12 protein-coding genes are annotated in these 13,532 nt (G+C 67.6%); 6 read left to right on the top strand and 6 right to left on the bottom strand.

Annotated elements, in window-relative coordinates; translation table 11 throughout:
* Positions 1-14 precede the first annotated feature (14 nt).
* From J2W14_RS08480 to J2W14_RS08465, 4 genes are all read left to right on the top strand, one after another.
* Complete coding sequence (locus J2W14_RS08480; protein ID WP_307461159.1) at positions 15-395, top strand: VOC family protein; 381 nt, start codon at positions 15-17, stop codon at positions 393-395.
* Positions 396-619: 224 nt separating this feature from the next.
* Positions 620-1,876, top strand: coding sequence for a CaiB/BaiF CoA transferase family protein (locus J2W14_RS08475; protein ID WP_307461156.1), 1,257 nt, complete (start codon positions 620-622; stop codon positions 1,874-1,876).
* A complete protein-coding gene (locus J2W14_RS08470) occupies positions 1,877-2,752 on the top strand; it encodes a hydroxymethylglutaryl-CoA lyase (protein WP_307461154.1) in 876 nt (291 codons plus the stop codon).
* Between the two features lie 74 nt (positions 2,753-2,826).
* Positions 2,827-4,212: a 2-hydroxycarboxylate transporter family protein gene (locus tag J2W14_RS08465; RefSeq protein ID WP_307461151.1), complete on the top strand. Its 1,386-nt coding sequence runs from the start codon at positions 2,827-2,829 to the stop codon at positions 4,210-4,212.
* A gap of 379 nt (positions 4,213-4,591) precedes the next feature.
* On the opposite strand, the gene J2W14_RS08460 is transcribed toward J2W14_RS08465, so the two are convergent.
* Positions 4,592-5,338 carry a DUF998 domain-containing protein gene (locus tag J2W14_RS08460; protein ID WP_307461148.1) on the bottom strand — a complete coding sequence of 249 codons (747 nt, stop codon included), beginning with the start codon at positions 5,336-5,338 and terminating at the stop codon, positions 4,592-4,594.
* Positions 5,339-5,669: 331 nt separating this feature from the next.
* On the opposite strand from J2W14_RS08460, the gene J2W14_RS08455 reads away from it, so the two are divergent.
* A complete protein-coding gene (locus tag J2W14_RS08455; RefSeq protein WP_307461145.1) occupies positions 5,670-6,755 on the top strand; it encodes an iron-containing redox enzyme family protein in 1,086 nt (361 codons plus the stop codon).
* Positions 6,756-6,803: 48 nt separating this feature from the next.
* Positions 6,804-7,052 (top strand): CDGSH iron-sulfur domain-containing protein, encoded by a 249-nt coding sequence (locus J2W14_RS08450; protein ID WP_307461142.1) that lies wholly within the window; start codon positions 6,804-6,806, stop codon positions 7,050-7,052.
* Between the two features lie 7 nt (positions 7,053-7,059).
* Here the strand turns inward: J2W14_RS08450 and J2W14_RS08445 are convergent, their stop codons facing one another.
* The 5 genes from J2W14_RS08445 to J2W14_RS08425 form a co-directional block, all read right to left on the bottom strand.
* Complete coding sequence (locus J2W14_RS08445; protein WP_307461138.1) at positions 7,060-8,679, bottom strand: ABC transporter permease subunit; 1,620 nt, start codon at positions 8,677-8,679, stop codon at positions 7,060-7,062.
* Complete coding sequence (locus J2W14_RS08440; protein WP_307461134.1) at positions 8,679-9,590, bottom strand: ABC transporter ATP-binding protein; 912 nt, start codon at positions 9,588-9,590, stop codon at positions 8,679-8,681. The genes J2W14_RS08445 and J2W14_RS08440 overlap by 1 nt, the downstream gene beginning before the upstream one ends.
* Before the next feature lie 285 nt (positions 9,591-9,875).
* Positions 9,876-10,844, bottom strand: coding sequence for an alpha/beta hydrolase (locus J2W14_RS08435; protein WP_307461131.1), 969 nt, complete (start codon positions 10,842-10,844; stop codon positions 9,876-9,878).
* Complete coding sequence (locus J2W14_RS08430; protein WP_307461129.1) at positions 10,841-12,328, bottom strand: flavin-containing monooxygenase; 1,488 nt, start codon at positions 12,326-12,328, stop codon at positions 10,841-10,843. Before J2W14_RS08430 ends, J2W14_RS08435 begins: the two co-directional genes overlap by 4 nt.
* A 31-nt stretch (positions 12,329-12,359) precedes the next feature.
* A complete protein-coding gene (locus tag J2W14_RS08425) occupies positions 12,360-13,514 on the bottom strand; it encodes an alcohol dehydrogenase catalytic domain-containing protein (RefSeq protein ID WP_307461126.1) in 1,155 nt (384 codons plus the stop codon).
* Between the last annotated feature and the right edge of the window lie 18 nt (positions 13,515-13,532).

Genomic DNA, 13,532 nt, shown 5'->3' with positions numbered 1-13,532 from the left:
GCTATCGTGGTGCCATGTCTAGCAAATTAGCTGTTATTGCCATCGACGCGATCCGGCCACGGGTGGTGGCCGACTTCTGGTGCGCCGTCCTCAACTGGCACATTGTCGAAGAGGACAGCGACATCATCAGCATCGCGCCGCAGGATCAAAGCTGGCCCACCATCGATGTGATTGCGGTGCCCGAGGGCAAGACCGTCAAGAACCGGCTGCATTTCGACCTGCGGGCCGACGGAGTGTCCACCGCCGAGGAGCTCGAGCGCCTGCTCGCCCTCGGCGCGCGGCGGGTGGACGTGGGCCAGGGCCCGGACGTCAGCTGGGTGGTCCTGGGCGATCCCGAGGGCAACGAGTTCTGCCTGCTGTCCCGGTCCGTCCAGGACGTCGAAGCCCAGGAATAAGGTTCAGCAACTCACTGCGCTCGCGCTGCCCACGGCCGCCCGGTCGAATCTGAAGAACGCGGATTGGGAAAGATCCTCGCCTGCCGCCGGGCGCGCCCGGAAACAATTTCTCGCAGCACCCCCTTGCTGTGTTCCACATCACTTGCTAGGGTATTCCCGCTTAATGACATGCGAATCCCACAGGATGGGAACGCTGCCTTCTATCTCAAGGGAAACCCATAGCCGTGACCGAGAAAAATGATGCAGCTTCAAACTCTCTTCCGCTGGAGGGCATCCGGGTGCTCGAGCTCGGAAACTTCATAGCGGCCCCCTTCGCCGCGCGGCTCTTCGGTGACTTCGGCGCAGAAGTCATCAAGATCGAACGCCCCGGCGGCGGTGACGAACTGCGGGACTGGCGCAAGACCCGCGGCGAGACCTCCATGCTCTTCCGCACCATCGGCCGGAACAAGAAGTCCGTGATCCTGGATCTGCGCACGCCCGAGGGCCAGGACGCCGTCCGCAAAATCGCCGCCCACTGCGATGTTGTGATCGAAAACTTCCGCCCCGGCACCCTGGAAAAATGGGGACTGGGCCCGGAGGTTCTCACCGAACTCAACCCCGAGGTCATCGTCGTCAGGATCTCCGGCTACGGCCAGACCGGCCCGTACAAGGACCGCGCCGGATTCGGCAGCTCAGCCGAGTCCTTCGCCGGACTGCGCTACATCACCGGCGAACCGGACCGCCCGGCCGGCCGCGCCGCCGCCAGCATGGGGGACACCGTGGCCGGGCTCTACGGCACCATCGGGGCCCTGATGCTCATGCTGCAGAAAGCCAAGGGCATTCAGCAGACCGGACCGCAGGTCGTCGACGTCGCGCTCTATGAGGGTGTCTTCAGCCTGCTGGAATCCCTCGTCCCGGACTACGACGCGTACGGCATGATCCGCCAGCGCACCGGCGGGCGCCTCCCGGGCGTCGTCCCGACCGGCAGCTACTCCTGCAAGGACGAGCTGGAAGTCGTCATCGGCGGCAACTCCAACTCCGTCTTCGTCCGCCTCATGCAGGCGATCGGCCGCGACGACCTCGCCGCGGACCAGACGCTGCTCGTCACCGAAGCCCGCAGCCTGCGCGAGGAGGAGCTCAACACCGCCATCTCCACCTGGACCGGCGAACGCACCCTCGCGGAAGTCCTGGACGAACTGGACATCGCCGGGGTGCCCGCCGGGCCCGTCTACGACGCGCCCAGCATCGCCGAGGACCGCCACTACCTCGCCCGCGACATGATCCAGACTCACCAGGTCGTCATCGACGGCGCCCCCGAATCCATCCGCTTTCCCGGGATCGTCCCCAAGATCCCCGGGCATGAGGGATCGGTACGGTGGCTCGGGCCCGAGCTCGGCGAGCACACTGAGGAAGTCCTCCGGGACCTCGCCGGCCTCACCCCGGAACAGCTCGCCGACGCACTGCCCCGAAACACCAGGCCCGTCCCGCAGGGCGTGGTCTAGATGCAGATCGAGATCACGGACGTCTTCCTCCGGGACGGGCTCCAGGACGTCGACGTCGTTGTTCCCACCGCGGAGAAACTCGAAACCGCGGCCCGGCTCATTGCCGCCGGCGTGCGGAGGCTCGAAGTCGCCTCCTTCGTGAACCCGAAGAAAGTGCCACAGATGGCCGACGCCGAGGCCGTCTTCGCGGGACTTGCCGTCCGCGAGAACGTGGCCTACACGTCCCTGGCGCTCAACGGCCGGGGGATCCAGCGGGCGGTCGACGCCGGGGCGGAGCACATCGCCGTCGTCACCTCGGCCAGTCAGGCGCACAGCAACGCCAATGCCGGGCAGAGCATCGAAGAGGCCCTGGCCGGTCTCGGGGAGGTGGTCGCCCGGTTCCCCGGGACGGACTTCTTCGCCGGCGTTTCCACCGCGTTCACCTGCCCCTTTGAGGGGGAGATCGCCCCGGAGCACCTGCTCCGGGTGGTCCGGGCCTTCAAGGCCATGGGCATCACCACCATCGGCCTCGCGGACACCCTCGGCACGACATCCACCGAACGGGCCATCGCCGCCGTCGGGTATGTCCTGGACGCCGAGCCTGATCTGGACTATTCCCTGCACCTCCACAACGCGCACGGTCAGGCGCTGGCTACCGTCAGCGCAGCCATCAGCCTCGGAATCACCCGTTTCGACAGCGCGCTCGGCGGGTACGGCGGATGCCCCTTCGCCCCCGGAGCCGCCGGGAACCTCGCCACCGAGGAACTCGTCCGCCACCTGCACGCCGCGGGCCACGACACCGGCATCGACGAGGCACAGCTCGCCGAGGCCGTCGCCTTCGCCCGCGGTTCAGTCACCCGGGCACCCGCCCTTTCCAGCTTTTCCGCGTCACACTAAGAACAGGCAAACCCACCTTTTTCGGCACACCGCGCCTCGCGGCGCCCTGCCACTATTCCCCTTGGGAGACAAAGATGTCAGTAACCCAGACCAACCTGCACGATCAAACACCCGCCCCCGAAACCCCCGGAACCCCCGGTGCCACCGACGAACGGGTCAGCCCGCCCAAGCCGAACCTTCGCCGCCTGGCGGACTTCCCGGCGCTGTACTACGTCAGTTTCCTGGCCGTCCTGCTCATCGCCGCGGCCACCGACAACCTCCCGGACTCGATGCTGGCGGGCTTTGCCGCGACCATCATCCTGGGCGGGCTCTTTATCTGGATCGGCAACACCGTTCCGGTGCTCCGGGACTTCGGGCTGCCGACCATCCTCTGCACCTTCGTGCCCTCCATCCTGATCTTCGCCGGCGTGATGCCCGAGAACCTCATCGCCGTGGTGCAGAACTTCGTGAAGGGCTACGGGTTCCTCGACTTCTTCGTGGTGACCATCATCGCCGGCAGCATCCTGGGCATGCCCCGGGCCCTGCTGCTCAAGGCCGGCCCCAGGTTCATCGTCCCGCTGGTCGGCTGCCTCGCCGCCACCTTCTCGATCATCGGCCTGCTCGGACTCGTCACCGGCTTCGGCTTCATCGAGGGCATCCTGTTCATCGCCGCACCGATCATGGCCGGCGGCCTGGGCGTGGGCGCGCTGCCGATGTCGGAGATGTATGCGGCCAGGACCGGCGGCAGCTCCGCGGACTTCATGGGCGACCTCATGTCCGCCGTTGTCATGGCCAACATCGTCTGCATCCTGATCGCGGGCATCTACAACGGCATCGGCAAGCGCGGCATCCAGCCCTTCATCGGATTCAACGGCCACGGCGAGCTGATGCGCATCAAGGGCAAGGCCGGGGACCTGACCTCACCGCCGAAGAAGGATGTCGCCTCATTCCTGTCCCTCGGCAAGGGCCTGGCCATCGCCGGCATCCTGTTCATCGTCGGCAACCTGGTCGCCGCCTTCATTCCCGGCCTGCACCCCTACGCCTGGACCATCATCATCGCCGCCGCCATCAAAATCTTCGGCCTCTTCCCGAAGGAACTTGAGGACGCCAGCTCCGAGTGGGGCGACATGATCGGCGCCTTCCTCATCCCGGCGCTGCTCGTGGGCGTCAGCATCACGTACATCAACATCGAGGAAGTCCTCCAGTCCCTGTCCAACCCGATGTTCATCCTCCTGACCATCGTCACCGTCCTCGTCGCCACCCTCTCCTCGGGGATCCTGGGCTGGCTGGTCAAGCTCAACTTCGTCGAGGCCTCCATCACCCCGGGCCTGGTCATGGCCGACACCGGCGGCAGTGGCGACGTCTCGGTCCTCAGCGCCGCCGGCCGCATGCACCTGATGCCGTTCGCGGCCCTGACCAACCGGATCGGCGGGGCCCTGGTGCTGTTCGTGACCTCACTGCTGGTGCCGTTCTTCGGCTAGGGCCGCTGCACCGTCCGGTTCTCTGAGGGGCACGACGGCGGCGCGACGCTCCCGCCCACTTACTTCCGGCCGCACCGCCCCGCACCCATGGAATCCCGCGGTTCTTCGGAGCGGAAGCGTGGTGCGGCGCGGAGTAACTGGGCTGGAGCGTCGCCAGCCGGGAAACACGGACGAACCTAGCGACTGCGCACGGAACCCAGGCTCGGTCCTCTCCGCGGCCAATTCCGCTGCGGTAAACGTCCCATGACGCGCCAACGGCTCAGCGCCGCGGTATACCCGTAGCGCTGGGCCGTTGGCGCGTCACCAGGCCGGAACCGCAGCGAACGTCTGCCTGAGCGCGGCGTCGGAGGAGGTGTTCGACCAATCCGGAATGAGGGGTTCAGCCGGCGTCAGGCACGCCGGCGCCCGGACGTGGGGGCGCGGCATCAAGCCGTCGCAGTGTTATGGCGGCAAGCACGACGATCCAGGCGAAGTACGTGTAGGCATTGATCCGCTCGAAGCCGCCGACCCAGGGTGTGTCATCCCGGGAGAGGCCCTGCATGGCAAACGACGACGCGGCCCCGAAGCCCACGATGATCAGCAGCGTCGCAATCGCGAACCACCGGAACCATCCCGGGTAGGCGATTGCGGAAAGGACGAGGGCCGCGAAGACAAAAAGGCCGAAAACGGACGTCAAGACAATATGCATGACGTCGTTGAAGCCGCCTGGAAGCCACCGGGAGCTCATCGCGAACACGGTATGGTTCGGAAACCCGATGAGGCCGGTGGCAACCAGGCATACGCCAACCCAGCGCAGACTCCTGCGATCGGCCGTTCGCCAGATCCCCACGCCGAAAGCCGTCATCAGCAGGGCGTGAATGAGGATGACCGTGACCATCAGCGGGCGCACCGGCGAGCCGAAGGCGCTGAGCTCGCTGATCGCCTGATCCCTGAAGCTGTACCCGCTGTACCCGCTGTACCCGCTGTACCCGCTGTACCCGTTGTACCCGCTGTACAGCAGCCCGGAGACGAGGTCTCCAATGCCGTAGAACGCAACAGCGAGGATGCCGGCGGTCAGGAGGAATCTATCGACAGCCTCCGCGCGCGGACGAACCGTGAGCGGGCGGGGATCTCGGGAGACATTCATGGCCTGCTGACCTTCGAACTGGACCACATCCACGTCACCGTACTCCCGCCGTCGGGACGCGGTTAGAGGCTAAGGACATTGGCACAAAAGACAGTTTGCTTATCAAGTAGTCTACGCTTAGAGTCTACGTTGTAGACAAGATGTTTTGGACGGCCCTCCTCGGAACCGGACATTCATCCCGGCTACGCTTTTCCCCGGATCTGCGGTGACGCAGCCACCCGGGATCCCGCTTCAATGCCGCGTGCACGGCTTCGAAGCCCAGCTGCTGTAGCCACGCGGCGGCACACATGCACCGCAAGGAAGCGAACCAGCCTTGGCAACTTCTCACCGTATGACCATCCCTCACGCGCGCGGACCCATCAGCGAAGGACTGTTCCGGCTGCTCGCCGGCAGCCCCGGAGACGATCCCGCAGCGGTGGGCACTCTGCAGGATCTCGCCGCGGCACAGCTGCCGCTCGTCGATGACATCATCGACGACGGCGACATGCAGCTGAGCCTCTTCTGCCTCTACGAACTCCATTACGGAGGCCTCGACGGGGTGACCGACCGCTGGGAATGGAACCCCGGGCTGATCGCACTGAGGCAACTGCTCGAGGAACCGTTTGAGCAAGCGCTGCGCGATGCGGCCCGCCCCTACGCCGGTACAGACTGTGCGGGTGCAGACCACGCCGGCCCTGACCAGCCCGATTCCGCCGCGGGCCTGGACAGTGACGCGGTGGCCGACCTCCTGTTCGCGATCGCGGCCCAGGAGGGCGGACCGGGGATGTCCCGGCACGTGGCCAAGAGGGCCACCCTGAAGCAGCTCCGCGAGTTCCTGATCCACAAATCGATCTACCAGCTCAAGGAAGCCGACCCGCACACGTGGGCGATCCCGCGGCTGCACGGCCGGGCCAAGGCCGCACTGGTGGAGATCCAGGCGGACGAGTACGGCGGCGGCCGTCCGGACCGCATGCACAGCACCCTCTTCGCCCGGACCATGCGCGGGCTGGGGCTGGACGACCGCTACGGCGCCTACGTTGACGCCGTCCCGCCCGTCGCCCTGGCCTCGGTCAACGTGATGTCGCTCTTCGGGCTGAACCGCCGGCTCCGCGGAGCCGTCGCGGGCCACCTGGCGATCTATGAGATGACCTCGTCCCGGCCGAACCAGCTGTACGGGAACGGGTTCCGGCGCCTCGGATTCGGGGCCGCGGTGACCGCGTACTTCGACGAGCACGTCGAGGCCGACGCCGTCCATGAACAGATCGCGGGCCGGGATCTCGCCGGCGGCCTCGTGGAGTCGGAACCGGACCTCTTCCCGGATGTCCTGTTCGGCGCGACGGCGGTGATGGCCATCGACGCCCGCCTCACGCAGCACATCATGGGGGCCTGGGACGACGGCGAGTCCTCCCTTCGCGCGGCCATCCCCGCCGCGGCCTGAACCACGGCCTGACGCCCGGCCCCTTCAAACCCCAGACAGTGAGCACCGATGAACCAAAACCCGCCTGAACCGTCGAACGAGAACTCCATCGTCGTCTGCCCCGACGGACCCATCCTGGTGCGCGGCGACTTCGAGATCGTCACGCCGTCCGGGGAACCCGTGCCCCGGCAGCGCAAAACCGTCGCCCTGTGCCGCTGCGGCGCCTCCGCGATCAAACCCTTCTGCGACGGCACGCACAAGCTGATCGGCTTCCGGACCGAAGTCCCCGGCAAGCCCGGGACGAAAGAGAGCCCCTGACGAAGCGTCAGGCGGCAAGGTCACGACGCCGGATCAGGTAGACAGCGATTCCGGCCCCCAGCAGCGCGACGGCGGTCAGGGCCAGGGCCGCCGCAGGGTCGAACGGCTCAACCGGCATCGCCGCGGAGTGGCGGAACGGGCTCAGATCCTGGACCCAAGACGGCAGCCGCAGCAGTTCCCCGAACTGGCCCAGGATCAGGCCGCCGGCCAGCAGCCCCCAGCCCACCGGAATGCACAGACGGGGTGCCGCAGCGAAGACCACGGCGGTTGCCGAGAGGAACACCGCAGCCGCGGGGACATGCGCCAGCGCGGCACCGATCAGCAGCGCCCCCGGCGGGTTGCCCGTCCCGGAGAGGGACAGCCCGACGGCGGCCGCGGTGCCGGCGACGGCGGCCACGACCGTCACCGAGGCTGCGGCCAGGACGAGGTTGGCGCCGAGCCAGCGCGCCCGCGACCTCGGGACGGCCAGCAGGAGTTCGGCCCTGCCCTCGACCTCCTCCGCGCGGAGCCGCAGCACCGCCTGGACGCCCGCGGCCGCGGCAAAGACCCCGGCGATGCCCAGCAACGCGGCGGTGAACACATCGATGATCTCGGCCCGGCTGCCCGGGACGAGCCGGCCGATGAGTTCCTTCAGCGACTCGTTCCCGACCACCGCATCGGTCACCACGGGCCCGAGGCCGCCGGCCAAGGCCCCCAGGACGGCGGCGCCGACGCACCAGCCGATCAGCGTGGGCAGCTGAAGCCGCCAGGCCAGGCCCAGGAACGAGGTGCCGCCGGCACCGGCGCGCTCCCGGCCGGCCCGCTCGGGCAGCAGGCTCCCGCCCAGATCCCGTCGGCTCCGGACCACCAGCACGGCAACGGCCACGACGGCGGCCGCCCCGGTCAGGACCAGCAGCGGCACCGGGTCGGCGTCTGAAAAGGGCCGGGAGCGCTGGCCCCAGCCGATCGGCGAGAACAACGAGGCCCAGCCGCTCGTGACCTGGGTCAGATCGGCGCTCGGGGAGCCGAAGGCATCGCCGATGCCGCGGAGCAGATACGCGGCGCCGACCAAGCCCGCGGCCGCCCCGTTCGCGCTGCGCCCCGAAGGCATGACCTGGGCGACCGCCGCGGCGACCGCGACAAAGAAGACCCCCACCGCCCCGACCGCCCCGCCGGCGGTGACCGCGCCGGTGCCGGGCAGCCCGGAGGCGGCGAAGCCCGCGGCCACACTCGCGGCGAGCACCAGGTTCGCGGCCGCGCCCAGCAGCAGCGTCGCCGCCAGGGGCGCGGCGCGGGGGACCGGAAGCGATCCGATGATCTCCTCGCGTCCCAGCTCCTCGTCGGCCCGGGTATGCCGGATGACCAGAAAGGTGCTCATCAGTCCCGCCAGCACGGCCGTGAACGCGTAGCCCTGGAAGAACACCACCGCTCCGATGCCCGTCCCGTCCGGCAGTCCCCGCAGGAACAGGAACGCCGGGCTGACCGCCGCGACGCCGATGATGGCCGCGCGCTCGGACTCCGCATCGAATTCCGTGGCCACCGCAGTGGCCGTGACGAACCCCAAAAGGGCTATGCCCAGGATCCAGACCGGAAGGAGCACCCGGTCCCGGCGCGCCTGGGCCAGCGCCAGCCGCACGACGCCGGGCATCAGCGCGCCTGCCCGTTCCGGTCGCTGTAGTGCCGGAGGAACAGCGACTCCAGCGACGGCGGGGACACGGTCAGGCCGCTGACGCCGCCGGCGGCGACGGCGGCGAGCACGGGCGCCAGGTCCGCCGCGTCCGCGTCGAACTCCACGGCCGTCCCGTTCGCGCGGACGCCCTGCACGCCCGGAATCGCCGCCAGCCTGACCGGGTCGGCGCCGCCCTCGACCCGGAAGTGGGTCCGTCTCAGATGCCGGAGCTCGGCCAGGCTTCCGGTTTCGACGGCCCGGCCGGAACGGATGATCGTCACCCGGTCACAGAGCTGCTCGACCTCACTGAGAATGTGGCTGGAGAGCAGGACGGTCGCCCCGTCGTCGCGGACCCGTCGGATCTGGCTGCGGAACACGGTGTCCATCACCGGGTCCAGGCCGGCGCTCGGTTCATCCAGCAGATACAGCCGGGCCGGGCGGGCGAACGCGGCGATCAGTGCCGCCTTCTGCCGGTTGCCCTTGGAATAGGCGCGGGCCTTCCGCTTCGGGTCAAAGTCAAAGTCCTCGATCAGCGTCCGGCGCAGCCGTTCATCCGCGCCGCCGCGCAGGCCGGTCAGCAGATCAATGACCTCGCCGCCGGTCAGGTTCGGCCAGAGGCTCACGTCGCCCGGGACGTAGGCGACGTCCCGGTGGACATTGACCGGGTCGCGCCACGGGTCCAGCCCGAAGACCCGGACGACGCCCGACGTCGGGCGGATGAGTCCCAGGAGGACCCGCAGGGTCGTTGATTTGCCGGCACCGTTGGGGCCCAGGAAGCCGTGGACCTCGCCCGCGGCGACGTTGAGGTCGAGTCCGTCCAGGGCCCGTGTGGCGCCGAAGGTCTTCGCGAGCATGGTGGCTTTAATGACGGGGTCTGCTGCAGAGGTCATCGGGGTCCTTCCCTCGGTCCAGTCAAACGACCGAGGCGGCTGCCAGGGCGTTCCGCAGGCGCACCGCCAGCGGGCCGACCAGGCTTCCCGGCTCTCCGATCCACAGCCTACAAGCAAATGGCCGCCATGGGGGACTGTTTCTAGCAGCCATCTGTGACAACTGGGGAGCGCCCGGCGCAGACAAGCCAACCAAGCCCATCCATGGCTCCGCAACGGCCCTGATGGGGGTCCAAAAGGGCCGTTGCGGAGCAGTCGATGGGAAGGAGGAGGGGCCTCAGACGTTCCCTAACCCCGTCCCAGTCCGGTTGCGTGGTTTCTGATGAAGCCGGCGATGTCGTCGACTGTTTGTTCGCCACGCTGGATCCGCCCGGCGGAGGTGAGGAGTCCGTGGGCGTACCCGGGGAGGTGCTGGTACAGGACCTCGGTTCCGGCTTGGGCCAGGGCTGCGGCATAGTCTGCCCCCTCGTCCACCAGCGGGTCGTTGTCCACTGTGATCACGTACGCCGGGGGAAGCCCGGAGGGGAGCTCCGCCAGAGCGGGGCTGATATCCGGCCGCGCCCGGTCGGTTCCCTCGGGCAGGTACTGGTCCGCGAACCAGGCGATGGTGTCCGCAACCAAGGGGAAGCCCTCCGTGACCCGGGTGTACGACGGAGCAGACATCGTCAGATCGACCATCGGGTAGATGAGGACCTGCGCCGCGATCGGCCGCGGATGAGCGCTTTTCGCGTTTTCAATTGCCAGCACCGCGGCCAGCTGCCCGCCTGCGCTGTCACCGGCCAGTACGGCCGTGATCACGTCCAGGCCGTGAACCGGACCGGCGGTGAACAGCCAGTTCAGCGCATCCCGGCTGTCCTCGATGGCCGCGGGGTATTGGTGCTCCGGGGCGAGCCGGTAGTCCACCGCCACGACCGGGAGACCGGTCAAGGCGGCCAGCCTGCGGCACAGCCCGTCGTGAGTCGAGAGGCTGCCCATCACCCATCCGCCGCCGTGGAAAAACAGCACGACGGCGGTGGGGCCTCCGACGGGGCGCGGCTCATAGACCCGTACCCCAAAGTCCTGCACCCCGAAGTCGGAAACCGCGGAGAGTGAATCGCCGTCGAGACCGTTGGCAGCGCAGCCGCGCTCGTACAGGTCACGCACCTCGTCCACGGGGTAGGTGTGGAACGAGCGTCCACCGGAGGCCCGGAACCCTTCCAGAACGGCTGCTGCGTCCTCGGCTACGGGCCTACCGCTGAACAGATCCTGGCTGGTCACTTTCCCGGGGCGGACTCGGCCAGCTGGAGGTAGTCCTCGAGCTGGAGTTCCTGCGTGTGGGCCCGGTACTCGTTGACGGTCCCGGACCAGTTGTTGATGACGCGGCCGTCCCCGTTCTTGTACCAGGAAGAGCACTCCGAAGAGAAGGCAGACTTATCGAGCTCGTCCTGAACGTGGGCGTTGAACTCCTCGAGCACGCTGCGGTCAACTTCCAGTACCGTCTTCTCGCCGGCCGCGATGTACTCAACAGCCTGCGCGATGTAGCGGTGCTGGGCCTCAAGCATGGACACCACGGAGTTGTGGTTCAGGTTGGTGTTCGGTCCGTAAACCATAAAGAGGTTGGGGAAGTTGTCGACGGTGATGCCGAGGTATGCCTCGGGGGCGTTGCCCCACCTCTCGTCCAGGCTGAGTCCGTCGCGTCCTGCAACGCGCATGGAACCCTGGAATGCGTGGCTCTTGAACCCGGTGGCGTAGACGATCACGTCGAATTCGTGCTCGACGCCGTCTGCCGTCCGGATGCCACGGGGTGTGAATTCGGTGATCTGCTCGGTCACGAGGTCCACGTTTTCGCGGTTCAGGGCAGGGTAAAAATCATCGCTCCGGAGGATGCGCTTGCAGCCGAAGTCGTAGTCGGGTGTGAGCTTGGCTCGCAGTCCAGGGTCCGCCACCTGGCTCTCGAGGTGCTGGCGAGCCTGCTGGACACCTTCCTCGGACGCTGCAGAGTGGCGGCGGGTGCGTTCGAATCCGGCTTCACGGAAATCGTGGATCGCCTGGCGCTTCGTCCGGTAAAGCTCCGGGTCCGCCAGGAACGCTGCGGTCTCCTCGGCCGTGAAGACGTACTGGTCGCGGGGGAGGATGTAGTTGGCCGAGCGCTGGAACACTGTGAGGTTCGAGGCGATCTTGGCTACCTCGGGTACATACTGGACGGCGGTGGCCGCCGAGCCGATGGATGCGACGCGCTTGCCGGTCAGGTCCAGGTCATGGCGCCAGGTGGAGGAGTGGAAGACCTCTCCTTCGAAGGACTCAATGCCCGGGATGTCCGGGATGTTTGGCTCATTCAGTTGGCCCCAGGCCGCCACGACGGAACGGGCCATGAACTGGGAGCCGTCTGCGGTATGCACGGTCCAGAGGCAGCGGTCCTGGTCCCATTCGGTTGCTGTGATGTTCTGGCCGAACCGGATGTGGTTGCCGAGGCCGAATTCCTCCACCATGGAACGCAGGTAACCCTGCAGTTCTTCCTGGCCGGCGAACAGCCGGGAAACTTTCAGGTTGAGGAAATAGCTGTAGCAGTAAACGAGCGCCTGGGTGTCGCAGGCGGCGCCCGGGTAGGTGTTCTCGCGCCATACACCTCCGACGTCGTTGCCGCGTTCAAGGATCAGGAAGTCCTCGAGGCCTTCCTGCACGAACTGGGCCCCCTGGCCCAGGCCTCCGAAGCCGGCGCCGATGACGATGGCACTGTAAATGTGGTCGTTGGTCAAAGACATGATGTTCTCTCCTCAGGGAATGTCTGGTGGGTCAGGAAAAGGTGATGATTTGGCGCAGTGCGTGGCCGCCGTCGAGCGTGTCCATGGCGCGGTTGATCTCATCGAGCGGGATGGTGTCCGAGACAAGGCCTTCAACGGCCAGTTGCCCGGAGCGCCACATCTGTTCGTAAATCGGGATGTCGTGTTCGGGAACGGCTGAGCCGAGGTAGCTGCCGACGATGGTCCGCGCCTCGGCCGTCAGGGCGAGCGGGTCGATTGAGGCGGGCTGGCCCGGGGCCGGCAGTCCGACCGTCACGGTGATGCCGCCGGGCTTTGTCAGGGCGATGGCAGCTTCCAGTGCGCGGGGGTGTCCGGCGGCTTCAATGACAGCGTCGAACTTTTCACCGCGTTCCAGCGCTGCCGCGGAGGTCATGGCGTCAGTGGCGCCGAGACTCATGGCGGCTTCCAGTTTGGCGGGCAGAGTATCGATGCCGACGACGTGTTCGACGCCGGTGGCCTTGGCGGTGATGAGCGCGGCCATGCCTACCCCGCCGACCCCGACAACGGCCACCCGGTCGGAGGGGCCCGGCTTGGCGACGTTGAGAATGGCTCCGCCGCCGGTGAGCAGGGCACAGCCGAGCAGCGCCGCGATGTGCGCCGGCACGTCCGAGCCGACGGGCACCACGGAACGGCGGGAGACCACCGCGTGCGTGGCGAACGCGGAGACGCCGAGGTGGTGGTGTACAGGCTCCCCGTCTCTGGAGAGCCTCCGGCTGCCACCGAGCAGCGTTCCTTCCGCGTTGGCGGCGCCGCCCTGCTCGCACGGCGTCTTGCCGTTCGAGCGGCATCCGGCGCACTCTCCACACCGGGGGAGGAAGGTCATCACAACACGCTGGCCCAGTGGGACGTCGTCCACGCCTTCGCCCAGTTCTTCCACGATTCCGGCGGCTTCATGACCGAGCAGCATCGGAACCGGCCGGGGGCGGTTTCCGTTGACCACGGAGAGGTCCGAGTGGCACACCCCGGCGGCCTCTATGCGGACAAGGATCTCACCCTGGCCCGGTCCTTCCAACTCAAGTTCGTCCACGCGGATGGGCAGCGAATCCTGGAAGGGCCGGTCCGCCCCTATGGCTTCCAGTACCGCCCCGCGGATGGTCCTGGTGCGGGCGGCCGTCTTCGTGGCTGGGCGGGTGTCTGCGATCGTCATGGTTGTCCTCTCAGTGGT

This window comes from Pseudarthrobacter oxydans (assembly GCF_030812335.1).
GTDB lineage: Bacteria > Actinomycetota > Actinomycetes > Actinomycetales > Micrococcaceae > Arthrobacter > Arthrobacter oxydans_B.
This window is presented reverse-complemented; position numbering and strand designations above follow the sequence as displayed.